This window comes from uncultured Bradyrhizobium sp., from assembly GCF_947648125.1.
Taxonomy (GTDB): Bacteria; Pseudomonadota; Alphaproteobacteria; order Rhizobiales; family Xanthobacteraceae; genus Bradyrhizobium.
This window is the reverse complement of record NZ_CANSMR010000002.1, coordinates 471,636-496,914: the sequence shown is the minus strand read 5'-3', so window position 1 is coordinate 496,914 and position 25,279 is coordinate 471,636. Positions and strand designations below refer to the sequence as shown.

Genomic DNA, 25,279 nt, shown 5'->3' with positions numbered 1-25,279 from the left:
ACTTGCCAATAGTCCCCGCCGAGATCGTCGAAGTGACCCAAAGCGGCCTTCAGTCGCGCCTCCGCGCGCCGAACGACCGCTTGGCGCCACTATGGCGTTGGGTCGTTAGATGATAGTTTCTTGCTTTCGTTAAGCTCGTCTCGACCTCCATGCATGACAGGATCGACCATGGACATCAGGACTGACGAAGTCGCGGCAGGAATTTATCGGGTGTCGGTGTTTTTGCCCCAAGCCCAAGGCGGGGCCGGGTTCATGTTCAATCATTTCCTGATGGTCGGGGACGAGCCGATGCTCTTCCATTGTGGATTGAGGAAGATGTTTCCATTGGTCTCGGAAGCCGTCGGAAGAATAATCCCTATCAAGAAATTGCGCTGGTTAGGTTTCGGTCACTTCGAAGCTGACGAGTGTGGTTCAATGAATGAATGGCTTGCTGCTTCCCCTCATGCAGAGGTGATGCATGGCGCGGTCGGGTGTCGAGTGTCCATTGGAGACATGGCGGACCGGCCACCGCGTGTGCTCGCTGATGGCGAGGTTGTCGATCTTGGGGGCAAGCGAGTTCGTTATATTGATACTCCCCACGTCCCGCATGGATGGGATGCTGGCGTGGTGTTCGAAGAGACCACTGCCACCCTTCTCTGCGGCGACCTCTTTACAAGACTTGGTGGCGGCCCACCCGTGACCGAGAACGACATCGTCGGCCCGGCAATGGAGGCGGAGGACTTCTTTGAGTTGACCAGCCTCGGCCCCACGACCGCACCCAACATACGGAAGCTTACGGAGGTAAGACCAGCCACGCTTGCCCTTATGCATGGTTCGTCTTTTCAGGGAGACACGGTCGGAGCACTTGGTGCACTGGCAGATCGTTTTGAAGCCCGTCTTCAGGCGGCGATGACACGCTGATACGGACAGCTGTTGGCCCATCGCGTCATTTGCTGCGGCTGCGCAAAGGTGGTCGGTATCGGCGCAAAGCGGACATCGCGCGCGGTTTATAAGTACACGGCCTAGATCAGCTCGACTGAATCCTGACTCGGCCGGTGATCTGCGGGCATGAACCTGCGGTCGATCACCGCCCGCACGGTGACAACAGGCACGGCCTTCGCCTTCACGCCCATCAGATTGTGCAGCCGAAATCCGCCCTCGATACTGATCGCCTTGTAGGAGCCGATGATGTGCTCGACGGCGTCGCCGCGTCCGAACGGCAGCAGCAGCCGCTCATAGGACACGTCCTTGCCGTCGGCGTCGGTGAGCTCCGCAACCGTATAGGTCGGACGCTTGCGCGCGAGGCAGGCACGATAGGACAGGATCACGCCGGCATAGCGCTCGGGGCCGATCGCGTCGTCGAGGTAGCGGTTGGTGCGCAGCCGCGGCTCGACATGCTCGTTGCCATAGGCCGTCGTCAGTCGCGCGCCTTCCTGCGTGATCAGGAAGCGTGCGGCGTCACCGCTGCCGACCACGTCAAAACCCGTCATTTCGGCCCGCTCGTCGGCGGTCCCGTCGGTGTGGAAATCGCACAGCAAGGGAAGGGCGTCCGGCATGCGTCTCGCGCGCAGCCAGTCGTTCAGCAGCACCCGCTGCGTGATCGATTTGATCACCGATGGATCGGCACTCCTGAATGGCATGGGCTAATCGAATTCAAGTGGCTGCGGCGGCTGTGCTGCCGTGTCGACGGTCTGACAGCGGGCATGACGCCGCAGCAACGTGTTCAGGAAGTCACGGTGCCGGATCGATTTGACGATGGAGGAATTGGCGCGCTCGAAATGCAAGGCTCTGGCCGTTCACAATGCAATAGGCGGGAGTTTCGACGAGAGGCGGAAATATTCTATGAAAAGGAAAGTCCGGAGCAAAACACCCTTAATGACGGCTTTCCGAGGCGCAAAGCGCGCTCGAAGGCCATTCGACTAAGGATCAACTGGAACTGGTCGTGCCAATACTGCACTGCACAGCTTTCCACCTTGCGTAACCGCCGCAGATGACGGCATATTCCGGCCCGGAGGCGACAGGCCCCCGGACGGTTTCCAAGACGTACGGACAACCTGTCGAACATGAAAAAGGCTGGCCACGCGGGCGACGGGCTTCGCGGCGATGGCGTATGGGGGAATCTTTTTGGCCGATGAGTTCATTCTCGAAACCAGCGGATTGACCAAGGAATTCGCGGGTTTCTTTGCCGTTCGCGACGTTGCGCTGAAGGTGCGTCGCGGCAGTATCCATGCGTTGATCGGGCCGAACGGCGCCGGCAAGACGACCTGTTTCAATCTGCTGACCAAATTCCTGAAGCCGACGGGCGGGCAGATTCGCTACAAGGGCCATGACATCACCGCGATGCCGCCGGCCGACGTGGCGCGCCTCGGGCTGGTCCGCTCGTTCCAGATTTCGGCGGTATTTCCGCATCTGACCGCGCTCGAAAACGTCCGCGTGGCGCTGCAGCGCCAGCACGGTTCGTCATTCGATTTCTGGCGTTCGAAAACCGTGCTCGACCGCTTCAATCCGCGCGCCCATGAACTGCTGAACGACGTCGGCTTGAGCGAATTCGCCAATACGCCGGCGGTCGAGATGCCGTACGGCCGCAAGCGCGCACTTGAAATTGCAACGACGCTTGCGCTCGACCCCGAGATGATGCTGCTCGACGAACCGATGGCCGGCATGGGCCACGAGGACATCGACAAGATCGCGGCGCTGATCAAGCGGATCTCCGCCAAATACACCATCCTGATGGTCGAACATAACCTCTCGGTGGTGGCCAACCTCTCCGACATCATCACCGTGCTGACGCGCGGGCAGGTGCTGGCGGAGGGCAACTACGCCGACCTCTCCAAGGACGAGCGCGTGAAGGAAGCCTATCTGGGAGCGGGTCATGGCTGAGGCAAAACTGGCGGAGAGGCCCGTGGCTGCGGCTGGTGCCGAGGTGCTGACGGTCAACGATCTGCAGGCCTGGTACGGCGAATCCCACATTCTTCACGGGATCAATTTCAACGTGAAGGCCGGCGAGGTGGTGACGCTGCTCGGCCGCAACGGCGCCGGCAAGACCACGACGTTGAAGTCGATCATGGGCGTGATCGGCAAGCGCTCCGGCTCGATCCGGTTCGACAACAAGGAGATCATCCGCGCCACCTCCGACAAGATCGCGCGGCTCGGCATCGCATTCTGCCCCGAGGAGCGCGGCATCTTCTCGAGCCTCGACGTGCGCGAGAACTTGCTGCTGCCGCCGGTGGTGCGCCCGGGCGGCCTGCCGCTCGACCAGATCTTCACGCTGTTTCCGAATCTGAAGGAGCGGCTCACCAGCCAGGGCACCAAGCTTTCGGGCGGCGAGCAGCAGATGCTGGCGATTGCGCGCATCCTGCGCACCGGCGCACGCTTCCTGATGCTGGACGAGCCGACCGAAGGGTTGGCGCCGGTCATCATTCAGCAGATCGGGCACACCATTGCGCGCCTGAAGTCGCAGGGCTTCACCATCCTGTTGGTCGAACAGAATTTCCGCTTCGCCTCGACCGTTGCCGACCGCTACTACATCGTCGAGCACGGCAAGGTGATCGATGGCTTCGCCAATTCGGAGCTGTCGGCCAACATGGACAAGCTGCATACCTATCTCGGCGTTTGAAGTCGCCGGAGCCAGAAAATTTAAGAACTGAGGGAATACGCCATGAGGAATACGATTTCAGCGCTTCTGCTCGGCACCGCGATGGTGCTCTCCGTCGCAGGCGTCGCCTCCGCTGACGACAAGACGGTCAAGATCGGCGTGTTGTCGGATCAGTCCGGCCTCTATGCCGACCTTGCCGGCCCCGGCTCGACGCTGGCGGCGCAGATGGCAATCGAGGACTCCGGCCTCAAGGCCAAGGGCTGGACCATCGACCTGATCTCCGGCGATCACCAGAACAAGCCCGATATCGGCACCACCATCGCGCGCCAGTGGTTCGACGTCGACAAGGTCGACACCATCGTCGACGTGCCGAATTCCGGCGTCGCGCTCGCGGTGAACAACATCGTCAAGGAGAAGAACGGCGTCTACATCAATTCGGGCGCCGCGACTTCCGATCTCACCAACGCGCAGTGCTCGCCGAACACGGTGCACTGGACCTACGACACCTACATGCTGGCCCACGCCACCGGCCAGGCGCTGGTGAAGGCGGGCGGGGACACCTGGTTCTTCCTGACCGCGGACTACGCCTTCGGTGCGGCGCTGGAGCGCGATACCGCGGCGGTCGTTACTGCCAATGGCGGCAAGGTGGTCGGCGGCGTCAAGCATCCGCTCAACACTGCTGACTTCTCCTCGTTCCTGCTGCAGGCGCAGGCCTCCAAGGCCAAGATCATCGGTCTCGCCAATGCCGGCGGCGACACCACCAACTCGATCAAGCAGGCGGCCGAGTTCGGCATCGTCAAGGGCGGCCAGAAGCTCGCGGCGCTGTTGCTGTTCCTCACCGACGTCAAGGCGATCGGGCTCGAGACCGCGCAGGGCCTCAACTTCACCGAGACGTTCTACTGGGACCTCAACGACAAGACCCGCGCCTTCTCCAAGCGGTTCTCGGAGAAGATGAAGAGCGGCGCTCCCCCGACCATGGTGCAGGCCGGCGTCTATGCGGGTCTGCTGCATTACTTCAAGGCGCTGGAAGCGCTCGGCGGCAATCCGCATGACGGCGCCAAGGTGGTCGCGAAGATGAAGACGATCCCGACCGACGATCCGCTGTTCGGCAAGGGCGAGGTCGAGGCCAACGGCCGCGTCACCCACGACGCCTATCTGTTCGAAGTGAAGAAGCCTTCGGAGTCCAAGGGGCCGTGGGACTTCTACAAGCTGGTCGGCACCGTGCCGGGCAACCAGGCCTTCACGCCGCTCGACAAGAGCACCTGTGCGCTTCTGAAGAAGTGACGATCATGCCCGCCGGCCATGCGCGTGGCCGGCGGGCTTCATCTATCTAGCGAAAGCTCATTCGATGCAGGCTCTCTACGCACAGCTTCTGGTGGGACTGATCAACGGCTCGTTCTACGCGCTGCTCAGTCTGGGGCTCGCCGTCATCTTCGGCATGCTCAACATCATCAATTTCGCGCACGGCGCACTCTACATGATGGGCGCCTTCGTGGCGTATTTCCTGCTCAACCTGGGCGGCATCAACTACTGGTGGGCGCTGCTCATCGCGCCCGTCATCGTCGGCATCTTCGGCATGATCCTCGAGCGGACCATGCTGCAATGGCTCGCCGGCCTCGACCATCTCTATGGACTGCTGCTGACGTTCGGCATCGCGCTGATCGTGCAGGGCGTATTCCAGAACTATTTCGGCTCCTCGGGGCTGCCTTACTCGATCCCGGATCAGCTCAAGGGCGGCGTCAATCTCGGCTTCATGTTCCTGCCGATCTATCGCGGCTGGGTCGTGATCTTCTCGCTGGTGGTGTGCCTTGCCACCTGGTTCCTGATCGAGAAGACGCAACTCGGCGCCTACTTGCGCGCGGCCACCGAGAACCCGACGCTGGTGCGGGCCTTCGGCATCAACGTGCCGCGCATGATCACGCTGACCTACGGGCTCGGCGTCGGTCTTGCCGCGCTCGCCGGCGTGCTGTCGGCGCCGATCAACCAGGTCCGCCCGCTGATGGGTGCCGATCTCATCATCGTGGTGTTCGCGGTGGTCGTGATCGGCGGCATGGGCTCGATCATGGGCTCGATCATCACCGGCTTCGCGCTCGGCGTGATCGAGGGACTGACCAAGTATTTTTATCCCGAGGCCTCCAACACCGTGGTGTTTGTTCTGATGGTGGTGGTGTTGCTGGTGAAGCCAACGGGACTGACTGGACGGGCGGCCTGATATGTCAGCATTGACCGACGATACACTTCCGATGACGCCGCGCGCGATGCGCGACGAGATGATCGTATTCGCCGTGATGGCGGTGCTGCTGGCCGCGGTGCCGTTCACGGGGATCTATCCTTTCTTCGTGATGCAGGCGCTGTGCTTTGCGCTGCTCGCCTGCGCCTTCAACTTGCTGATCGGCTATGGCGGCCTGCTGTCGTTCGGCCACGCCATGTTCCTCGGCACCGCCGGCTACGTTTCGGCGCATGCGCTGAAGGTGTGGGGGCTGCCGCCGGAGCTCGGCATCGTGGTCGGCACCGCCGCAGCGGCCTTGCTCGGCCTCGTCACCGGCTTCATCTCGATCAAGCGGCAGGGCATCTATTTCTCGATGATCACGCTGGCGCTGTCGCAGCTGCTTTACTTCCTCTATCTGCAGGCGCCGTTCACCCACGGTGAAGACGGCATCCAGGGCATTCCGCAGGGCCATTTGTTCGGGATCTTCGACCTGTCGAAGCCGACGGTGCTCTACTATGTCGTGCTGGTCGGATTCCTTGCCGGCTTCCTGCTGATCTACCGCACCATCAACTCGCCGTTCGGCGAGGTGCTGAAGTCGATCCGCGAGAACGAGCCGCGCGCGATCTCGCTCGGCTACAAGACCGACCAGTACAAGATGCTGGCCTACATCCTGTCGGGCACGCTGGCGGGCTTTGCCGGCTCGCTGAAGGTGTTCGTGGCGCAGAATGCCTCGCTCACCGACGTGCACTGGTCGATGTCCGGCGAAATCGTGCTGATGACGCTGGTCGGCGGCCTCGGCACCATCTTCGGCCCGGTGGTCGGCGCCTTCGTGATCATCGCTATGCAGCAATATCTCGCCGGTTTCGGCCAGTGGGTGACGGTGATCCAGGGCGTGATCTTCGTGGCCTGCGTGCTGCTGTTCCGGCGCGGCCTGGTCGGCGAGCTGGCCCACCTGCTGCGCCGGTCGCTGTAGGGCAGGGCACGCGATCTTCGGCCGACTTTAGCGGTGGACGACCGCCCATTCGGGCGGTCGCTCCGGGTATTTTCCCCGCCAGATGCTCTATGACAGTTCTGTGACAGTCGCTAAAAGGGCTGTCCCGGAACGATGGAATTGAGACATGCTGCGCTGGTTTCGCGCCTTTCTGCCCAAGGAAGAGCGGTTCTTCGAGCTATTCGCCCGACACGCCCAGACCTCGGTAAAGTGCTCGCTGGCGCTGCAGGACATGCTGAAGGGCGGCGAGGAGACCCCGGTCTTCTGCCAGCGCGTCAACCAGTTCGAGAACGACGCCGATAGCGTTACCCGCGAGGTCCTGACCGCGGTTCGCCGCACCTTCATCACTCCGTTCGACCGCGGCGACATCAAGAACCTGATCACCGCGATGGACGACGCGGTCGACCAGATGCAGGCGACCGCCAAGGCCGTGATGCTGTTCGAGGTGCGCGAGTTCGAGCCGCCGATGCGCGAGATCGGCACGCTGATCGTCGAATGCGCCAATCTGGTCGTCCGCGCACTGCCTTTGTTGCAGGCGATCGGCCGGAACGTCTCGATGCTGACCCAGATCACCGAGGAACTGACTAAGCTCGAAGGCCGGGTCGACGATCTCCACGATATCGGGCTCAAGGAATTGTTCCTGAAGCACCGCAACGCCAACGCGATGGACTTCATCGTCGGCGCGGAGATCTACGATCACCTCGAGAAGGTGGCCGACCGCTTCGACGACGTCGCCAACGAGATCAACTCGATCGTGATTGAACAGGTTTAGGGCAGGGACATCACGTGGACGCCACGCTGGGTCTTCCAGTCCTGACCATCTTGATTGCGGTCGCGCTGCTGTTCGACTTCCTGAACGGCCTGCACGATGCCGCGAACTCGATCGCGACCATCGTCTCGACCCGCGTGCTGCGGCCGCAATATGCGGTGTTCTGGGCGGCGTTCTTCAACTTCGTCGCCTTCGCGGTGTTCGGCCTGCACGTCGCCAACACCATCGGTACCGGGATCATCGACCCGTCGGTGGTGGACGCGACCGTGATCTTCGCCGCGCTGGTCGGCGCGATCGTGTGGAACGTGATCACCTGGGCGCTGGGCATTCCCTCGTCGAGCTCGCACGCGCTGATCGGCGGCCTGGTCGGCGCCGGCATGGCGAAAGCAGGGATCTCGGCGGCGGTGTGGAGCGGGCTCACCAAGACCTTGCTCGCCATCGTGCTGTCGCCGCTGGTCGGATTCCTGCTGGCGCTGGTGCTGGTTGCGATCGTGTCCTGGCTCTCGGTGCGCTCGACGCCGTTCGCGGTCGATCGCGCCTTCCGCATCCTGCAATTCGCCTCCGCGTCGCTCTATTCGCTCGGCCATGGCGGCAACGACGCGCAGAAGACCATGGGCATTATCGCCGTGCTGCTCTACTCGCAGGGTCATCTCGGCGACAAGTTCGAGATTCCGTTCTGGGTCGTGCTGGCCTGCCAAAGCGCGATGGCGCTGGGCACCCTGATGGGCGGCTGGCGGATCGTGCGCACCATGGGGCTGCGGATCACCAAGCTGACGCCGATGCAGGGCTTTTGCGCCGAAACCGGCGGCGCTGCCACGCTGTTCATCGCGACCTATCTCGGGGTGCCGGTATCGACCACCCACACCATCACCGGCGCCATCGTCGGCGTCGGCGCCGCACGGCGGCTGTCCGCCGTGCGCTGGAACGTGGCGAGCTCGATCGTCTACGCCTGGGTGATCACGATCCCCGCATCAGCGGCAGTCGCGGCCGCGACCTATTGGGCGGTGCAGGTTCTCAAATAGCGTTTTCGAGCGAAGTGGAAGCCGGTTCGCGTCAAGAAAACGCGTCCAAAAGAAGTGATCAACCGACCAGCTTCAGCCCGACGATGCCGGACACGATCAGCCCGATGCTGGCAAGCCGCATCGCGGTCGCGGGCTCGCCGAGCAGGATGATGCCGAGCGCCGCGGTGCCGACCGCGCCGATCCCGGTCCAGACCGCGTAAGCGGTTCCAATCGGCAGCGTCTTCAGCGCGATGCCGAGCAGGATCACGCTGCCGGCCATCGCCGCGAGCGTCAGCACCGACGGCATCAGCCGGGAGAAGCCCTCGGTATATTTCAGCCCGATCGCCCAGCCGATCTCGAGCAGGCCTGCGGTGAACAGAATGGCCCAAGCCATAACGAACCCTCCGGATAAGGCAGGGTCGTCCCCGCGGATGGTATGGTGAGGAGAAGGTCGTCCTTCCCGTGCCTATATGTGGGTGGTGCGGCTCTTCCGCATTGCGACAAAACGCCCTTGATTGCGCCCGTTTTCCCTGCCAAACGCTGCCCCGCCATGTCTGATACCGCTGTTTCAACCGAATCGCCGCCCCGCTCGCCGCTTTCAGAGGAAGTGGCGCGACGGCGCACCTTTGCGATCATCTCGCACCCGGACGCCGGCAAGACCACGCTGACGGAAAAGCTGCTGCTGTTCGGCGGCGCCATCAACCTCGCGGGCCAGGTCAAGGCCAAGGGCGAGCGGCGCAACACGCGCTCGGACTGGATGAAGATCGAGCGCGAGCGCGGCATCTCGGTCGTCACCTCCGTGATGACCTTCGAGTTCAACGAGCTCGTGTTCAACCTGCTGGACACGCCGGGCCACGAGGACTTTTCGGAAGATACCTATCGCACGCTGACCGCGGTCGATTCCGCGGTCATGGTGATCGACGCCGCCAAAGGCATCGAGGCGCGCACGCGAAAGCTGTTCGAGGTGTGCCGTCTGCGCGACATCCCGATCATCACCTTCATCAACAAGATGGACCGCGAGAGCCGCGACACGTTCGAGCTTCTGGATGAGATCGAGAAGACGCTGGCGCTCGACACCACGCCGATGACCTGGCCGGTCGGCCGCGGCCGCGACTTCCTCGGCACCTATGACGTCGTCAATGGCGGCGTGCGGCTGCTCGAGGGCGGCGGCGCCAAGACCGGCGCTACCGAGCAGATCGACATCGCCGATCTCGGCAAGCGCAACCCCAATCTCGACGTCGCCGAGGTCAGGGATGAGCTCGCGCTCGCTTCGGAAGCCTGCAAGCCGTTCGAGCTCGCGGCCTTCCGCGAGGGCCATCTGACGCCGGTCTATTTCGGCAGCGCACTGCGCAATTTCGGCGTCGGTGACTTGCTCGAGGGCCTCGGCAAGTTCGCGCCGGCGCCGCGCGCGCAGGATTCCGATCTGCGCAAGGTCGAGGCGGCCGAGCCGCGCATGAGCGCGTTCGTGTTCAAGATCCAGGCCAACATGGATCCAAACCACCGCGACCGCATCGCGTTCGCGCGGCTGTGCTCCGGCAAGCTCAGCCGCGGCATGAAGGCCAGGCTGGTGCGCACCGGCAAGAACATGAGCCTGTCGAGCCCGCAATTCTTCTTCGCCCAGGACCGCTCGGTGGCGGACGAGGCGTTTGCCGGCGACGTCGTCGGCATTCCCAACCACGGCACCTTGCGGATCGGCGACACCCTGACCGAGGGCGAGGATCTGACCTTCGTCGGCGTGCCGAGCTTCGCGCCGGAAATCGTCCGCCGCGTTCGCCTGACCGATGCGATGAAGGCCAAGAAGCTGAAGGAAGCCTTGCAGCAGATGTCGGAGGAGGGCGTCGTCCAGGTGTTCCGTCCGCGCGATGGCGCGCCGGCGCTGGTCGGCGTGGTCGGCCCGCTGCAGCTCGACGTGCTGAAGGCGCGGCTCGATGCGGAATATTCGCTGCCGGTCGAGTTCGAGGTCAGCGAATTCTCGCTGGCGCGCTGGATCTCGTCCGACGACCGCAAGAAGTTAGAGGCCTTCGTCGCCGCCAACAATTCCGGCATCGCCGACGACGTCGACGGCGATCCGGTGTTCATGGCCAAGAACGAGTTCTATCTCGGCTACACCCGCGAGCGCGCCGAGGGCATCACCTTCTCCAACGTCAAGGACGTGAAGAAGAAGGCGTAGCGCGGCATACGGATAGCGCCACATACTCAGTGTCGTCCCCCGGCTCGACCGGGGGACCCAGTACGCCGCGGCTTCTCCGTAACCCACAATCGCCTCTGGAATACTGGATCGCCCGGTCAAGGCCGGGCGATGACGGAGGAGAGTGGTGCGCGAGCGCGGGGAATTGAACACTGCCCGGCTTGCCGCGGTCCGGCCGCGGTACCATTTTCCCCCGGAAGCGCAATCCGGGTCCGCCTGCATGCTCCGACGCGTCCTCATCTTCTTCGCTTTTGCCGTGCTGGCCTTTGCCTTCGCCGGCACGGCTGGCGCGCGACAACGGCAGCAGACAAACCCTGTGCCGTTCGCACACACGCCTTGCAGCGTGCTCGACTACGGGCCTTGCATCCCGTCCTATTGCAGCGTCTTCAACCACGGGCCGTGCCTGCCCGAGATCGATTATCCGTACGGTGAAAATCTCCAGCTCACGATCCTGACCGTGCCGCCCGAAGGGCAGGCCGAGAAGTACCGCAAGCCCGATCATGATCTCGATACCATCGGCGATCTCTTTGCCGCGCTGCGTTCCTGCTGGGCGCCGCCGCCGGCGGGCGATGCGCGCGAGGGCATGCAGATGTCGGTGCGCTTCAGCTTCAAGCGGACCGGCGAGATGATCGGTTCGCCGCGCCTGACATTCGCGACGCGAGGCATCCCCCCCGATACCCGCACGACCTACCTCAACGCGATCAACGCCTCGCTCGGCGCCTGCCTGCCGCTGAAATTTACCGGCGGGCTCGGCGGCGCGCTGGCCGGCCGACCGATCATGATCCGCTACGTCGACAATCGCGAGCTGGCCAAGCCGGCCGACAATCCGTGACCCGCGCCCCGGCGTGGCGCATTGCCACCCGACCGGCGAAGATGTTACGCGAGGGCATTAGTCAATCAGGGGAGGAACATCGTGGGACTGCTCGTCATGATCCTGGGTCTCGTGCTGTTCCTCGGCATCCATGTGCTGACCAGCCTGCGCGACCTACGCGCCGGTATCGTGAATACGATGGGCGAAGGGGCCTACAAGGGCGTCTATTCGCTGGTGTCGTTCGCGGGCCTTGCGCTGATCATCTGGGGCTTCGGCCACTATCGCGCGACCGGTTGGATCGACGTCTGGACGCCACCGACCGCGTTGAAGCACATCACGGTGGCGCTGATGCTGCCGGCCGTGATCCTGGTGGTGGCCGCCTATATCCGCGGCCGTATCTACACCACGCTGAAGCATCCGATGCTGGCGGGCGTCAAACTGTGGGCGTTCGCGCATCTGCTCGCCAATGGCGATCTCGGCTCGATCATCCTGTTCGGCTCGTTTCTCGGCTGGGCGGTCTATGACCGCATCTCGCTGAAGCGCCGCGCGGATGCCGGTGGGCCGCCGATCCCGGTGGGCGGCCCGACCAACGACCTGATCGCGATCGCGGTCGGTGTCATCGTCTACCTGGCGCTGGCGTTTGCGTTCCACCCGGTCGTGATCGGCGTGCCTGTCATGGGAGCCTGACTATGTCTGTTCAATCCGCCATCAAGCGCAAGACCGCACCCGATCTGCGCGCCCGCAAGAATGGCGAGCCGATCGTGATGCTGACGTCGTATCACGCGCACACCGCGGCGCTGATCGACCGGCATTGCGACGCCATCCTGGTCGGCGATTCCCTCGGCAACGTGATGCATGGCTTCGAGACCACGGTGCCGGTCACGCTCGACATGATGATCCTGCAGGGCCGCGCCGTGATGCGTGGCTCGCAGCAGGCGCTGGTCGTGGTCGACATGCCGTTCGGCTCCTATGAGGGCTCGAAGGAACAGGCGTTCCAGTCCGCGGTGCGGATCATGAAGGAGACGCTGTGCGGCGCGGTCAAGCTCGAGGGCGGCGCGCGGATGGCGGAGACGGTGGCGTTCCTGTCGGAGCGCGGCATTCCCGTGATGGGCCATATCGGCCTGACGCCGCAATCGATCAACACGCTCGGCTCGTTCCGCGCGCAGGGCCGCGAGGAGGAGACCTGGGCGCCGATCGAGAACGACGCCAAGGCCATCGCGGAAGCGGGCGCCTTCTCGATCGTGGTCGAGGCGGTCGCCGAGCCGCTGGCGCGCAAGATCACGCAATCGATCACTGTTCCCACCATCGGCATCGGCGCCAGCGCTGCCTGCGACGGCCAGGTGCTGGTGCTGGAAGACATGCTCGGCCTGTCGCCGCGTGCGCCGAAATTCGTACGCCGCTACGGCAATCTCGGCCCCGCGATCGAGGAAGCGATCGCGGGCTATGCGCGCGACGTGAAGAGCCGCGCCTTTCCGGGGCCGGAGCACGTCTACGGCATGAAGAAGAGCTGACGAGGCACGCATGGACTGGTCGCAACACGCATTGCCGCTGATGCGGCTCGAGCCGCGCTTCGGCGACCGCGTCGTTCCTGTCTTCGCCGAGCGGCCGGCCAGCCTGTGGGCGATGATCGCAGAGGCCGTCGCACAGAATGGCGATGGCGAGGCGCTGGTTTGCGGCGCGACGCGCCTGAGCTGGCGCGAGGTCGCCGAGCAATCCGCGAAGGTCGCGGCGGGCTTTGCCAGGCTCGGCCTTGCCCCCGGCGACCGCGTCGCGATCCTGCTCGGCAACCGCATCGAGTTCGTGCTGACGATGTTTGCCGCCGCCCATGCTGGCCTCGTCACGGTGCTGCTCTCGACGCGCCAGCAGAAGCCCGAGATCGCCTATGTGCTGAACGATTGCGGCGCGAAGCTGCTGGTCCACGAGGCCACGCTTGCCGACCGCATCCCTGACGCCGCCGAAATTCCCGACCTCGCACATCGCATCCCGGTCAGCGACGACGGCACATCGCAATTCGCTGCCTTGCGCGACAATGCGCCGGCGAAGGCGCCGGCGGAGGTGAGGGAAGAGGACACCGCGATGATCCTCTATACCTCAGGCACCACCGGTCGGCCGAAGGGCGCGATGCTCGCCCATTGCAACATCATCCACTCCTCGATGGTGTTCGCCTCCTGCCTGAAGCTGACCAGGGCCGATCGCTCGATCGCCGCGGTGCCGCTCGCGCATGTCACAGGCGCGGTCGCCAACGTCACCACCATGGCCCGCTGCGCCGGCGCGCTGATCATCATGCCGGAGTTCAAGGCGTCGGAATATCTGAAGGTCGCGGCGCGCGAGCGGGTCAGCTACACGGTGATGGTGCCGGCGATGTACAATCTCTGCCTGATGCAGCCGGATTTCGACAGCACCGATCTGTCGAGCTGGCGCATCGGCGGGTTCGGCGGCGCGCCGATGCCGGTTGCGACCATCGAAAAGCTCGACGCCAAGATTCCCGGGCTCAAGCTCGCCAATTGCTACGGCGCGACCGAGACCACGTCGCCCTCGACCTTGATGCCGGGTGAATTGACTGCGGCGCATATCGACAGCGTCGGCCTGCCGTGTCCCGGTGCCGAGATCGTGGTGATGGGCGCCGATGGCCACGAGGTGCCGCGCGGCGAGATCGGCGAGCTCTGGATCCGCAGCGCTTCCGTCATCAAGGGCTACTGGAACAATCCGACCGCGACCGCCGAGAGCTTTACCGCCGGGTTCTGGCATTCCGGCGATCTCGGGTCGGTCGATGGCGACAACTTCGTCCGTGTGTTCGACCGCCAGAAGGACATGATCAACCGCGGCGGCCTGAAGATCTATTCCGCCGAGGTCGAGTCCGTGCTTTCAGGCCATCCGGCCGTGGTCGAGAGCGCGATCATCGCAAAGCCGTGCCCGGTGCTCGGCGAGCGCGTGCACGCTGTGATCGTGACCCGCGGCGAGGTCAATGCGGAGAGTCTGCGCGCCTGGTGCGCCGAGCGTCTCTCGGACTACAAGGTGCCGGAGACGATGGCGCTGACCGCAGAGCCGCTGCCGCGCAACGCCAACGGCAAGGTGATCAAGCGTCAGCTGCGGGAGAGCTTGGTCGAAGTTCGGACTTAGGCGCGTAGCTTTCCACGAACTTGATCCACCTCTCCCCCTTGCGGGGGAGGTTGGATCGCATCGCTAGATGCGATCCGGGTGGGGGCTCGCCCGGCGCAGGGGTTCTAACGCTGATCCGACTCTTGGAGACACCCCCACCCCAACCCTCCCCCGCAAGCGGGAGAGGGAGCCCACGCAGTCCCGTTGCGGCCCATGGCAAACTTCCCCGGTTAACGCTTTGATCCGCCTTGCTTTGCCTTGCCTCCGCCACACCGTTAGGGTAACGCCGCCGCGATGTGGGGATCAGGTAGGGGCCAGGCTCCGCCGAGATTCGCGGTCCCGAGGGGATGGGATAGCCTTAAGTGTCTGAATTATTTGACGAAGTCGACGAGGAAGTCCGTCGCGATCAGCTCAAGAAGCTGTGGGACAAGTACTCGCTTTTCATCATCGCGCTGGCGATCCTGGTGGTCGCGGGCGTCGGTGGCTGGCGTGGCTACCAATATCTCGAGGGCAAGAAGGCCGCCGTGGCCGGTGCGGCGTTCGACCGCGCCGTCGAACTGTCGGACCAGAACAAGCACGCCGAGGCCGAGGCCGCGTTTGCCGACCTGATCACCAAGGCGCCGTCCGGCTACCGCAATCTGGCGCGGCTGCGCATGGCCGCCGAGGTCGCGACCCGCGATCAGCCGGCCGCTGCGAAGCTCTATGACGAGATCGCAGCCGACCGCAGCGTCGGTGGCCCCGATCAGGATCTGGCGCGGATCCGTGCCGCGCAGATGGTGATGGACACCACGACCTATCCGAACATGGTGCAACGGCTCGAGGCGATGGCGACGTCGAAGGACTCGACGTTCCGCCACTCCGCGCGCGAGCTGCTGGCGCTGTCGGCCTGGCGCGCCAACGATGCCACCGCCGCGCGGCAGTGGCTCGACCAGATTGCCAATGACGGCGAGACGCCGCCGAGCCTGCGGTCGCGCGCCGAAGCGCTGCAGGCGCTGTTGCCGCCGGTCGCTAAAAGCTGATCTGGCGCGAAACCCGAGTTTGAGTGAGAGATCGACCATGCGCCGCTCGCAACGCCTGATCGCAGCCGCAGTTCTGACAGCGCTTTGCAGCGTGCTGGCGGGCTGTGGCGGTGGCGGCATGTCCAATTTCGACCCGAGCGACCTGCTCGACTTCCTCGACACCAAGAAGAAGCTGGCCGGTGACCGCAAGCCGGTGTTCCCGGAAGGCGTGCCCGGCCTCGAGCAGGGCGTGCCCAAGGAATTGTACAAGGGCTCGCAGCAGGAGCAGCTCGACCAGCAGAACGCCGCGGCGGCCGCCGCCCAGCCGGCTCCGCCGCCGGAGGCGCCGAAGGGCGCCAAGAAGCACACCAAGCGGGCCGCGCCGGCCGCGGATCAGGCGGCTGCTCCCGACGCCGCGGCGCCGGACGAGGGCGCGCCTGCCGCGCTGCCGCCCGAGCCGAAGCCGAAGAAGATCGTCCGCCGCCGCACCACCGCGCCGCCCGCCGACGACCAGCAGGCACAGCCTGCGGCGCCGGCGCAGCAGACCCAGACCAGTCAACAATCCGGCGGCGCGTTCCCCGCGCCGCTACCGAGCGGCGGATTTAGCCGCTAGCATGATCCGGAAAAGTGCGAAGCGGTTTTCCGGAAAGATCATGCTAAAACCAGAACCTAAAGCGCGATGACTATTCAACCCAATCGCATCGCGCTTTAGGCTCCTGCTTCAATTCATTAGACGCGCGCCGCGCCGCGGCGCCGGGATGATCCATGTCTTTTACCATCGCCATTATCGGCCGGCCCAATGTCGGAAAGTCGACGCTGTTCAACCGGCTGGTCGGCCAGAAGCTCGCGCTGGTGGACGACGAGCCCGGCGTGACCCGCGACCGCCGCGAGGGTCAGGCGCGGCTTTACGATCTCGACTTCACCATCATCGACACCGCGGGGCTCGACGAGGGCGCCAAGGGCTCGCTGACGGCGCGGATGCAGGAGCAGACCGAAACCGCGATCGAGCTCGCCGACGCCCTGATGTTCGTGATCGACGCCCGCGTCGGCCTGACGCCGACCGATCGTGCCTTCGCCGACTTCGCCCGCAAGGCCAACAAGCCGGTGGTGCTGGTCGCCAACAAGGCCGAGGGCAAGCATGGCGAGATCGGCGCGATGGAATCCTACGCGCTCGGCCTCGGCGATCCCGTGCAGATCTCAGCCGAGCACGGCGAGGGCATGGGCGACCTCCACGAGGCGCTGAGCGCGCTGGTGCCCGCGACGTCAGAGGAAGACGACGAAGTCGAGGATGACGAGGACATTTCGGAGGAGGAGGCCGCGCAGCGCCCGATCCGCGTTGCCATCGTCGGCCGGCCCAACGCCGGCAAGTCGACGCTGATCAATCATCTGCTCGGCGAGGAGCGGCTGCTGACCAGTCCCGAGGCCGGCACCACGCGGGATTCCATCGCGGTCGAGATCACCTGGCAGGGCCGCCAGTTCCGCGTGTTCGATACCGCCGGCCTGCGCCGCCGCTCGCGGATTGAGGAGAAGCTGGAAAAGCTCTCGGTCGCGGATGCGTTGCGTGCGGTGCGCTTCGCCGAAGTCGTCGTGATGATGATGGACTCGCAGAACAAGTTCGAGGAGCAGGATCTGCGGATCGCCGACCTGATCGAGCGTGAGGGCCGCGCCATCGTGCTCGCGGTCAACAAATGGGACCTCGTCGAGCGCAAGCCCAACCAGATCTCGCAGCTGCGCACCGATGCCGACCATTGGCTGCCGCAGGTCAAGGGCGCGCCGATCGTCGCCGTCTCCGGCTTGATGGGCGAGGGCATCGACCGCCTGATGATGGCGATCCAGGAGGCCTATGCGGTCTGGAACCGGCGCTTGCCGACCGCGGCGCTCAATCGTTGGTTCGAGCAGGCGATCCAGGCGAGCCCGCCGCCGGCCGTCTCGGGCCGCCGGCTGAAGCTGAACTACATCACGCAAGTCAAGGCGCGCCCGCCGAGCTTCGTTTTGTTCTGCTCGCGCGCCGACGCGATCCCGAGATCCTATCTGCGTTACCTCACCAACTCGCTGCGCGAGACCTTCGATCTACCGGGCACGCCGATCCGGATCACGCTGCGCGAGAAGGCCAATCCGTTCGCCTACAAGCGCAAGCGCCCGTCATGAGCGGGAGCGCTGAAGTTGACCCTGCGTCCGTTCCGCAGGCACGCAGCGGCGCCGTGATCTTCATCTTCATCACGCTGCTGCTCGACATGCTTGCGCTCGGGATCATCATCCCGATCCTGCCCAAGCTGATCGAAGGCTTCGTCAACAACAACACCGCCAACGCGGCACGCATCTTCGGCGTGTTTGGCTCGATCTGGGCCTTGATGCAGTTCGTCTGCTCGCCGATCCTGGGCGCGCTATCCGATCGCTTCGGCCGCCGGCCGGTGGTGCTGCTGTCAAATTTCGGCCTTGCCGCGGACTACGTGCTGATGGCGCTGGCGCCGAACCTGATCTGGCTGTTCATCGGTCGGGCGATCTCGGGCATCACTTCGTCGAGCATCTCGACCGTGTTCGCCTATATCGCCGACGTCACCGCGCCCGAGCAGCGCGCCGCGATGTTCGGCAAGATCGGCGTCGCGTTCGGCGCGGGCTTCATCATGGGACCGGCCCTGGGCGGCCTGCTCGGCGAGATCGATCCGCGACTGCCGTTCTGGGCGGCGGCGGGTTTGAGCTTCGTCAACGGCCTCTATGGCCTGTTCATCCTGCCGGAATCGCTGCCGGTCGAGCGGCGCGCGCCGTTCAGATGGAAGAGCGCCAATCCGATCGGCGCGCTGCGCTTCCTGTGCGCGAACCCGACGCTGGCCGGCCTGTCGCTGGCGACGTTCTTCGGCCAGCTCGCGCATGTCGTGCTGCCCTCGGTGTTCGTGCTCTACGCCACCTATCGCTACGGCTGGGACACCGGCACCGTCGGCGCGACGCTCGCGCTGGTCGGCCTCTGCGGCATGATCGTGCAGGGCGCGGCGATCGGCCCGATCGTGCAGCGCCTCGGAGAGCGCAACGCGCTGTTCCTCGGCCTCGTCTGCGGCGCCTTGGGCTTTGTGATCTTCGGCGCGGCGCCGACCGGCCACCTGTTCTGGATCGGCATTCCCGTGATGGCGTTGTGGGGCCTCTCGGGCGCCGCGACGCAGGCACTGACGACGCAGCTCGTCGCCGCCGATCAACAAGGCCAGTTGCAGGGCGCGACATCGAGCGTGCAGAGCATGTCGGAATTGATCGGCCCGTTCCTGTTCACGCTGACATTTGCGTATTTCATCGGCGACAACGTGCCGATCAAAATGCCCGGTGCGCCGTTCTATCTGGCGGGCGCGCTGCTGCTGCTCGCGCTCGCCATCGCCTGGCGGGCAACGGCGGCGAAGAAAGCGTAGCTTCGTAGGGTGGGTTAGCGAAGCGTAACCCACCATTGCCTCCGCGGTAAGAAAGTCGGTGGGTTACGGCTTCGCCTAACCCACTCTACGTCTTAATCAGTCGCCGGCACCGAATGGTGCTCGTGCGTGATCCGCCAGTCGCCACCAACTTTGCGCAACCCGATCGTGAGGCGGAACTGGAACGTGTCGTCGGGCGGGCCGCATCGCATCACCGCAACGGCAAAGGCCACGACATCGCTGGCCGTGATCGCGATGTCCTCGATATCGAAGGCGTAGGAAGAACGTTGGCAGCCGAAGAACAGGTCCCAGGTCTTTCTGTACGCATCAAGTCCGCGTGACTGGAACGGCGGCGGCACGTCGAACATCACGATGTCCTGATCGTGATTGGCGAGAACGCCCGCATAGTCGTGTCTGCGGACCGCGTCCGCCCAGGCCTCAATGAGTGTTTTGACTTCGGTTTCTGCCGTGTGGCGCTGCTGTGTCATCGCTCGCGTGCTCCGAGTGCTGGCTGATCGATGCTTCGAGGACGAATGCGAGGGCACCGATCCGACACGCCAGTTTGTTTTCCGTGCGGGCAGGGCGGCGACTGATGTGGCCGAAACGGCCTGACCCGCATGCATGCGTCATCTTTCCCTATTTACAAACCATCCGGTTGGTTTGTATAAAGGCTAATGCAGGATTAGGATGCGTGCCTCGGCCCGGGGCCGCTCTGGCAGGAGGGCATGGTGAGCGACGAGGCCGTTGATATCTGCGATGAATTGACCCGCTTCGGCGACGCGCAGGCGGCGCTGCTGATATCGCGCGGCCTTGTCTATCTGACCGACCTGAAACTCGATGGTGACAGGCACGGCACGATCGTCGCCGCCAGTTATGCCGACGCGGAGTCTGTCGCCCGCGCGCGTGGTCGAGGGGAAAGGGTGATCGGCCGAATGGCTCACGGTTTCCTCTACGGCCTGCGCCGCCGCTTGCTGCAGAAGGTTCGCGGTACCGAAGGCGCATGCACGCGAGCGATCGGATAGCCCGATGATCGATTGGTTAGGACACGCCGCCCGAAGCCGACGCCGGCATTTCGGGCGCGTCGTTCGCGCTGCCCGGCAGAACCGGATGCCACACTTGAGATTGACTGATGCCGCTGAGATACTGTGCTCTCACGCGACTCTTTCCTGACTATTCCCATTTCCTGAGTACCCCATGGATAATCCTTCCCGCTCGGAACGCTCCCGCAACGCCGCACTCGACGCCGCGATCACCATCGTGACGCGCGATGGTCCGGGACGCCTGACGCTGGACGCGATTGCGCGCGAGAGCGGTCTCAGCAAGGGCGGCGTGATGCATCAGTTCCGCACCAAGGAAGCGGTGCTGCGCGCCTTGCTCGAGCAGCAGATGACGCATTTCGAGGAGTTCTCGACCCGCTACCTCGAAAAGGCACGCGAGACCACGGATCAGCCGGAACTGGCGGCGCAGATCGCAACGCTCAGGGAAGCGATCTCAACCCCGCGGGCCGGGGCGTTCGCACTGCTGGCGGCGATGAACGAGAATCCCGAATTGATGGCGATGCCGCGCGATGTCGACATCAAGAAGATCGCGCTGATGAAGGCCGAGGCGCGCGATCCGGATCTCGCGCTGCTGCGCTGGGCGGCGGCGCGGGGGCTGTTGCTGAGCTCGTTGTTCGGCCTGTCGTCGCTGACGGACGCGGAGCGCGACCGCCTGTTCGAGCGATTGCTCGACGACAGCAAGTGGACTGCGATCGAGCAGGGCGCGACGGCGGCCGCAAAGCCGTCCAAGGCGACGGCGACCCGCGCGGCATCGCCGCGGCCTGCCGGCGCACGTTCCACAAAGCCGGCATCGGCGCGCAAGCGCGGCTGAATCTCCGGCGCTGGGCCAAAGCGCAACGCCGCCCAAGCGGAATATGGATCGCTTGGCAGCGGCGTTGGGTCGGCACCGGGCCCCTGAAATCCCCCGGCAATTGGTGCGGTAGCACAAGAGATATCGCGGCTTTGTGACAACGCGAGCCCGCCATTCGCGGAGCGGCCGCACCAGCTCCCACGGCAATTCGATCGCCGCATTTTTCTGACGTGGTTCCTCCGATTGCAACTTTACAAACCAACTGGTCGGTTTTATAGTTGTCGCACTGAGGCAAGATCTGGCGGCGCCAGCGACGGCGAGCCAGATCGGCAGTGACGGCCGCAGCCGCACTTCAGCCCCGGACGCGGCTGCGGCCGAGCTGCTCTTCCGCTTTAGGGTCGGATGAGGAGATTGGAATGGAGAGCTCGATCGCCGCGCGCGGTCTGGGAGCGATGGCGCTTTGCGTCCTCGCCGGAGGATGTGCCGCCGTCACGCCGGTGGCTTATTCGGAGGTGGCGTCAACGGCCTACATGACGCCTGACACGTCCGACTCGTCGGGGCGTGTGCCGTATCGCTATGCGCCGCCGGTCGACTGGCGGAGCTACAACAAGGTGATGCTCGATCCGGTCGTGATCTATCGCGGTGCGGATCATCAGTTCGGTAACATGTCCGAGAAGGACAAGGAGACGCTCGCGGCCTATATGCAGACCCGCTTCGCCGACAAGCTGCGCGGCCGCTTCGCGCTGGTGAATACGCGCGGGCCGAACACGTTTCGCGTGCGGCTGACGCTGACCGGCGCGGTTGCCAACACGCCGGTGCTCGGCACGCTGTCGCGCTTCGATATGGCCGGCGCGATCTATAACGGCGTGCAGGCCGCGCGTGACGGCGAGGGCACGATGACCGGCTCGGTGATCTATGCCGTCGAGATGTTCGACAGCGCGACCGCGCGCCTGCTCGGCGCTTACGTCAGCAAGCAATATCCCAACGCCTACGACATCAAGGCCAGCGTCGGCGATCTCGCCGCCGCCACCGCCGGCATCGACAAGGGCGCCGATGCCTTCATGGCGCAACTGAAGTGAGGCGCGTCGCGCCTGCCGCAACGATCCCGACAATGAGAGGTGCTGTCGAATGAATTACATGGTTCGCCTGTTCTTGCGCAGCCTGGTCGCCGCCATTCTGATGAGTTCAACCGGCCATGCCGAAGTGATTGCGTCGAGCGATCCGAGCGGCACTTGGCTGACCGAAGACGGGCGCGCACGCATCCGCCTCGAGCGTTGCGGTGCTGCGCGCGACCGCATCTGCGGCTTCATCGTGTGGATGAAGGATCCGCTCGATCCACGCGGCCAGCCGTTCCGCGACAGCTTCAACCCCGATCCCGACAAGCGAACGCGTGCGCTGCTCGGCCACCAGCTGATCCTGGGATTGAAGCTGTCGCCGGAGGGCCGGTTCGATGGCGACATCTACAATGCCGAGGACGGCAAGTCCTATTCGGTCTCGCTGTGGCGCGACGCGTCCGACCGGCTGAAGCTCAAGGGGTGCCTGCTCAAGCTGCTGTGCCAGACCCAGACCTGGACGCAGACGTCGGACGTTCAGCCCGGACAGCTCGTCGGCCTGACCGGCGATCCCGGCGGCCCGCGTGCCGACAGGGAATGGGCATCGCTGCCGACGGCTGCGAAGGCAAAATCGGCGGCGAAGTGAAGAAGAGTAGGGCGGGTTAGCCGAAGGCGTAACCCGCCGACTTCGTTCCGTGAAAAGATGGTGGATTACGCCTTCCGCCTTCGCTCGTTGAGCTACGACGGACGTAGTCGGCTAATCCACCCTACAGAGCTCGCTTATTTCTTCACCAGCGGACAATCGCTGGCCTCGAGCGGCTTGGCGGCGTCTTCCGGCGAGATGGTGGCGATCAGCTTGTAATAGTCCCAGGGGTATTTGGACTCTTCCGGCTTCTTCACCTCGAACAGATAGGCCGGGATGATGCGGCGGCCGTCGATCCGTAAGGGACCCTTGCCGAACAGCGGATCGTCGGTCGGGATTTCCTTCATCTTGGCGACGACCTTGGCGCCGTCATGCGGATTGCTGCCCATCGCGTCCAGCGCCTTCAGGTAATGCAGCACGCCGGCATAGACGCCGGCGACCGTCATCGAGGGCATCGCGTTCTTCGGCGAGACCTTCTGGAAGCGCTTCGACCAGGCGCGGGTCTGGTCGTTCATGTCCCAGTAGAACGACTCGGTGAAGGTGAGGCCCTGGGCGATCTTCAAGCCGAGCGCATGAACGTCGTTGACGAACAGCAACAGCGCCGCGAGCTTCTGTCCGCCCGCGGTGATGCCGAATTCGGATGCCTGCTTGATCGCGTTGGTGGTGTCGCCGCCGGCATTGGCGAGGCCGATGATCTTGGCCTTGGAGGCCTGCGCCTGCAGCAGGAACGAGGAGAAGTCCGCAGTGTTGAGCGGGTGCTTGACGCCGCCGAGCACCTTGCCGCCGTTGGCGGTGACGACCGCCGAGGTGTCGCGCTCCAGCGCATGGCCGAAGGCGTAATCGGCGGTGAGGAAGAACCAGGTGTCGCCACCCGCCTTGGTCAGCGCCTTGCCGGTGCCGTTGGCGAGCATGTAGGTGTCGAACGTGTAGGAGATCGTGTTGGCATTGCAGGCCTTGCCGGTGAGATCGGCGGTCGCCGCGCCCGAGTTGAGCACGATCGAGTTCTTCTCCTTGGCAAGGTTGCTCACCGCCAGCGCGACGCCGGAGTTCGGCGTATCGGTGATGATGTCGACCTTCTCGTTGTCGATCCAGTTGCGCGCGATGTTGACGCCAACGTCAGGCTTGTTCTGGTGGTCGCCGCTGACCACCTCGATCTTCCAGCCCTTGGCGCGCAGGCGGGAATCTTCCACCGCCATGTTGGCCGCGGCCACCGAATTGGGCCCGCCGATGTCGGCATAGAGGCCGGACATGTCGTTCAGCACGCCGATCTTGACGTTCTTGTCCTGAGCAAAGGCAGGGGTAGCAAGGCCGAGTGCAGCGCAAGCGAGAAGCACGGCGTGGCGCCGTGCGAGCGTCGTCGTCATGAGACATTCCCTCCACTGTCAATTTTTTCCGGACGGCCCTCTTGTGGAGCCTTGTGCCGGTCGTTCGCGTTCCCGCTTACCCTTTCCTTTGGTGAGCGGCAATCCGCATAAAGCCGGATGAGCTGCGTCGAAGCGTCATCCGGCCGTCATCCTTACTTGAGCGCATCCGAGGTCAGCCTGAATTTCTGGATCCGCTTGCCCTCGACCTCGCCGGTGTAGACGTTGCCCTTCTGGTCGACTGCCATGACGTGGAGCAGGGCGAACTGTCCGGCATTGCGGCCGCTATGGCCGAAGGTGCCGACCACGCTGCCGTCGTCGCGCTTCAGCACGCGGATCTCATTGTTGGCGCCGTCGGCGTTGAGCAGATAGGTCTGCTTCGGATCGGGCCACAGCGCGAGATCGAACACCGCGCCGTCGCCGCGGGTGTTCTTCTCGTAGAACCATTCCTTCACGAAGGTGCCGTTCTTCTGAAAGACCTGGATGCGGTCCTGGCTGCGGTCGCAGACATAGACCAGTCCGTCATTGGCGATCTTGATGCAATGCACGGGATTGCCGAACTGCTCCTGCACCGCGGCGCTCGGATCATAAGGCGGCTGCTTGTCGTCGGTGGGCAGCTTGCCATAGCCGCCCCAGTGCCGCTTGTAGGCCAGCGTTGTGGCGTCGTACACGATGACGCGGCGGTTGCCGTAGCCGTCGGCGATGTAGAGCTCGTTGGCAGCCTTGTCGATCGCCATCTCGGCGGGGCGGCCGAGCTGGGTGGTGTCGTTGCTGTTGGTGCGGGCTGCGATCTTGCCGATCTGGCCGAGATATTTGCCGTCGAGCGAGAACTTCAGGATCTCGCTGTCGTCGTCGGCATTGCCGCCGATCCAGACGAAGCCGCGCTCGTCGACCTCGATGCCGTGCTCGCGGCCGACCCATTGATAGCCGTCGCCGGGGCCGCCCCAGGCCCGCAGCAGATTGCCGTCGACATCGAATTCGAGCACCGGAGGCGCTGCCACGCAGCATTTCGCGCGCGGCGGGGTGAGGCTCGCCGCCTTCTCGCCATCGGTCAGCGAGCGCGGGCGGTGCACCACCCAGATATGTCCCTGCCAGTCGACGGTGATGCCGCCGACCTGGCCGATGGTCCAGTTGTTCGGCAGCTGCTTGGGCCACGACGCATCGACCGCGAAGGTCGGGACGTCACCGGCCTTGGCGGGCGTTGGCTGAGCGAAAAGGGCTGATGATGCGATGCCGGCGGAGAGAAACAATCCGGACAGAATGGAGCGCGCGCGATTGAACGTCGGCGTCATGTTGCCTCCCGAGATTTTTCTTGGCGGGGCGTCCCGCTGGGAGGGCAGTCAATC

26 protein-coding genes are annotated in these 25,279 nt (G+C 64.4%); 21 read left to right on the top strand and 5 right to left on the bottom strand.

The annotated features are described in order from the left end of the window. Positions 1 to 168 precede the first annotated feature (168 nt). Positions 169 to 900, top strand: coding sequence for an MBL fold metallo-hydrolase (locus Q0030_RS05985; RefSeq protein ID WP_298363946.1), 732 nt, complete (start codon positions 169 to 171; stop codon positions 898 to 900). 101 nt (positions 901 to 1,001) lie between these two features. Here Q0030_RS05985 and Q0030_RS05980 read toward each other — a convergent pair whose 3' ends face one another. Then, positions 1,002 to 1,619, bottom strand: coding sequence for a hypothetical protein (locus tag Q0030_RS05980; protein ID WP_298363943.1), 618 nt, complete (start codon positions 1,617 to 1,619; stop codon positions 1,002 to 1,004). A gap of 484 nt (positions 1,620 to 2,103) precedes the next feature. Here Q0030_RS05980 and Q0030_RS05975 point away from each other — a divergent pair, with 484 nt between their 5' ends. The 7 genes from Q0030_RS05975 to Q0030_RS05945 all read left to right on the top strand — a co-directional run bounded on the left by Q0030_RS05975 (position 2,104) and on the right by Q0030_RS05945 (position 8,565). Continuing rightward, positions 2,104 to 2,859 carry an ABC transporter ATP-binding protein gene (locus Q0030_RS05975; RefSeq protein WP_298363940.1) on the top strand — a complete coding sequence of 252 codons (756 nt, stop codon included), beginning with the start codon at positions 2,104 to 2,106 and terminating at the stop codon, positions 2,857 to 2,859. Beyond that, positions 2,852 to 3,595, top strand: a complete 744-nt coding sequence (locus Q0030_RS05970; protein WP_298363938.1) for an ABC transporter ATP-binding protein — start codon at positions 2,852 to 2,854, stop codon at positions 3,593 to 3,595. Before Q0030_RS05975 ends, Q0030_RS05970 begins: the two co-directional genes overlap by 8 nt. 42 nt (positions 3,596 to 3,637) lie before the next feature. Next, positions 3,638 to 4,858, top strand: a complete 1,221-nt coding sequence (locus tag Q0030_RS05965) for an ABC transporter substrate-binding protein (RefSeq protein ID WP_298363934.1) — start codon at positions 3,638 to 3,640, stop codon at positions 4,856 to 4,858. Between the two features lie 64 nt (positions 4,859 to 4,922). After that, positions 4,923 to 5,786: a branched-chain amino acid ABC transporter permease gene (locus tag Q0030_RS05960; protein WP_050406473.1), complete on the top strand. Its 864-nt coding sequence runs from the start codon at positions 4,923 to 4,925 to the stop codon at positions 5,784 to 5,786. A 1-nt stretch (position 5,787) separates the two neighbouring features. Then, positions 5,788 to 6,756 (top strand): branched-chain amino acid ABC transporter permease, encoded by a 969-nt coding sequence (locus Q0030_RS05955; protein WP_298363925.1) that lies wholly within the window; start codon positions 5,788 to 5,790, stop codon positions 6,754 to 6,756. 145 nt (positions 6,757 to 6,901) lie between these two features. Further along, positions 6,902 to 7,546 carry a DUF47 domain-containing protein gene (locus tag Q0030_RS05950; RefSeq protein ID WP_298363921.1) on the top strand — a complete coding sequence of 215 codons (645 nt, stop codon included), beginning with the start codon at positions 6,902 to 6,904 and terminating at the stop codon, positions 7,544 to 7,546. 14 nt (positions 7,547 to 7,560) lie between these two features. Continuing rightward, positions 7,561 to 8,565, top strand: coding sequence for an inorganic phosphate transporter (locus Q0030_RS05945; RefSeq protein WP_298363918.1), 1,005 nt, complete (start codon positions 7,561 to 7,563; stop codon positions 8,563 to 8,565). A gap of 58 nt (positions 8,566 to 8,623) precedes the next feature. Here Q0030_RS05945 and sugE read toward each other — a convergent pair whose 3' ends face one another. Further along, positions 8,624 to 8,938, bottom strand: a complete 315-nt coding sequence (gene sugE, locus Q0030_RS05940; RefSeq protein ID WP_298363915.1) for a quaternary ammonium compound efflux SMR transporter SugE — start codon at positions 8,936 to 8,938, stop codon at positions 8,624 to 8,626. A gap of 156 nt (positions 8,939 to 9,094) precedes the next feature. Between sugE and Q0030_RS05935 the strand changes: the two genes are divergently transcribed. The 9 genes from Q0030_RS05935 to Q0030_RS05895 all read left to right on the top strand — a co-directional run bounded on the left by Q0030_RS05935 (position 9,095) and on the right by Q0030_RS05895 (position 19,032). Beyond that, entirely contained in the window at positions 9,095 to 10,714 is a 1,620-nt protein-coding gene (locus tag Q0030_RS05935) for a peptide chain release factor 3 (protein WP_298363912.1), read from the top strand. Positions 10,715 to 10,952: 238 nt separating this feature from the next. Then, positions 10,953 to 11,564: a hypothetical protein gene (locus tag Q0030_RS05930; protein WP_298364595.1), complete on the top strand. Its 612-nt coding sequence runs from the start codon at positions 10,953 to 10,955 to the stop codon at positions 11,562 to 11,564. 81 nt (positions 11,565 to 11,645) lie between these two features. After that, entirely contained in the window at positions 11,646 to 12,230 is a 585-nt protein-coding gene (locus Q0030_RS05925) for an NnrU family protein (RefSeq protein WP_298363911.1), read from the top strand. A gap of 2 nt (positions 12,231 to 12,232) precedes the next feature. Next, positions 12,233 to 13,054 carry a 3-methyl-2-oxobutanoate hydroxymethyltransferase gene (gene panB / locus Q0030_RS05920; protein ID WP_298363909.1) on the top strand — a complete coding sequence of 274 codons (822 nt, stop codon included), beginning with the start codon at positions 12,233 to 12,235 and terminating at the stop codon, positions 13,052 to 13,054. Between the two features lie 10 nt (positions 13,055 to 13,064). Beyond that, positions 13,065 to 14,663, top strand: coding sequence for a class I adenylate-forming enzyme family protein (locus Q0030_RS05915; protein ID WP_298363907.1), 1,599 nt, complete (start codon positions 13,065 to 13,067; stop codon positions 14,661 to 14,663). Between the two features lie 341 nt (positions 14,664 to 15,004). Next, positions 15,005 to 15,661, top strand: a complete 657-nt coding sequence (locus tag Q0030_RS05910; protein ID WP_097675637.1) for a tetratricopeptide repeat protein — start codon at positions 15,005 to 15,007, stop codon at positions 15,659 to 15,661. Between the two features lie 37 nt (positions 15,662 to 15,698). Beyond that, entirely contained in the window at positions 15,699 to 16,253 is a 555-nt protein-coding gene (locus Q0030_RS05905) for a hypothetical protein (protein ID WP_298363902.1), read from the top strand. 152 nt (positions 16,254 to 16,405) lie between these two features. Further along, complete coding sequence (gene der / locus Q0030_RS05900; protein ID WP_298363901.1) at positions 16,406 to 17,788, top strand: ribosome biogenesis GTPase Der; 1,383 nt, start codon at positions 16,406 to 16,408, stop codon at positions 17,786 to 17,788. After that, the gene (locus tag Q0030_RS05895) at positions 17,785 to 19,032 is read left to right on the top strand and encodes a TCR/Tet family MFS transporter (RefSeq protein WP_298363900.1); all 1,248 of its coding nucleotides are present in this window, start codon (positions 17,785 to 17,787) and stop codon (positions 19,030 to 19,032) included. The genes der and Q0030_RS05895 overlap by 4 nt, the downstream gene beginning before the upstream one ends. Before the next feature lie 92 nt (positions 19,033 to 19,124). Here the strand turns inward: Q0030_RS05895 and Q0030_RS05890 are convergent, their stop codons facing one another. Beyond that, complete coding sequence (locus Q0030_RS05890; RefSeq protein ID WP_298363898.1) at positions 19,125 to 19,517, bottom strand: nuclear transport factor 2 family protein; 393 nt, start codon at positions 19,515 to 19,517, stop codon at positions 19,125 to 19,127. A gap of 240 nt (positions 19,518 to 19,757) precedes the next feature. Here Q0030_RS05890 and Q0030_RS05885 point away from each other — a divergent pair, with 240 nt between their 5' ends. From Q0030_RS05885 to Q0030_RS05870, 4 genes are all read left to right on the top strand, one after another. Then, positions 19,758 to 20,051 (top strand): hypothetical protein, encoded by a 294-nt coding sequence (locus tag Q0030_RS05885; RefSeq protein WP_298363897.1) that lies wholly within the window; start codon positions 19,758 to 19,760, stop codon positions 20,049 to 20,051. A 172-nt stretch (positions 20,052 to 20,223) separates the two neighbouring features. Beyond that, a complete protein-coding gene (locus tag Q0030_RS05880) occupies positions 20,224 to 20,898 on the top strand; it encodes a TetR/AcrR family transcriptional regulator (protein WP_298363896.1) in 675 nt (224 codons plus the stop codon). Positions 20,899 to 21,293: 395 nt separating this feature from the next. Beyond that, entirely contained in the window at positions 21,294 to 21,956 is a 663-nt protein-coding gene (locus Q0030_RS05875) for a DUF3313 domain-containing protein (RefSeq protein ID WP_298363895.1), read from the top strand. 49 nt (positions 21,957 to 22,005) lie between these two features. Further along, the gene (locus tag Q0030_RS05870) at positions 22,006 to 22,575 is read left to right on the top strand and encodes a DUF2147 domain-containing protein (protein ID WP_298363894.1); all 570 of its coding nucleotides are present in this window, start codon (positions 22,006 to 22,008) and stop codon (positions 22,573 to 22,575) included. Positions 22,576 to 22,709: 134 nt separating this feature from the next. Here Q0030_RS05870 and Q0030_RS05865 read toward each other — a convergent pair whose 3' ends face one another. Next, the gene (locus Q0030_RS05865; RefSeq protein ID WP_298363893.1) at positions 22,710 to 23,936 is read right to left on the bottom strand and encodes an ABC transporter substrate-binding protein; all 1,227 of its coding nucleotides are present in this window, start codon (positions 23,934 to 23,936) and stop codon (positions 22,710 to 22,712) included. 152 nt (positions 23,937 to 24,088) lie between these two features. Then, positions 24,089 to 25,225 (bottom strand): hypothetical protein, encoded by a 1,137-nt coding sequence (locus tag Q0030_RS05860; RefSeq protein WP_298363891.1) that lies wholly within the window; start codon positions 25,223 to 25,225, stop codon positions 24,089 to 24,091. Positions 25,226 to 25,279: the final 54 nt, after the last annotated feature.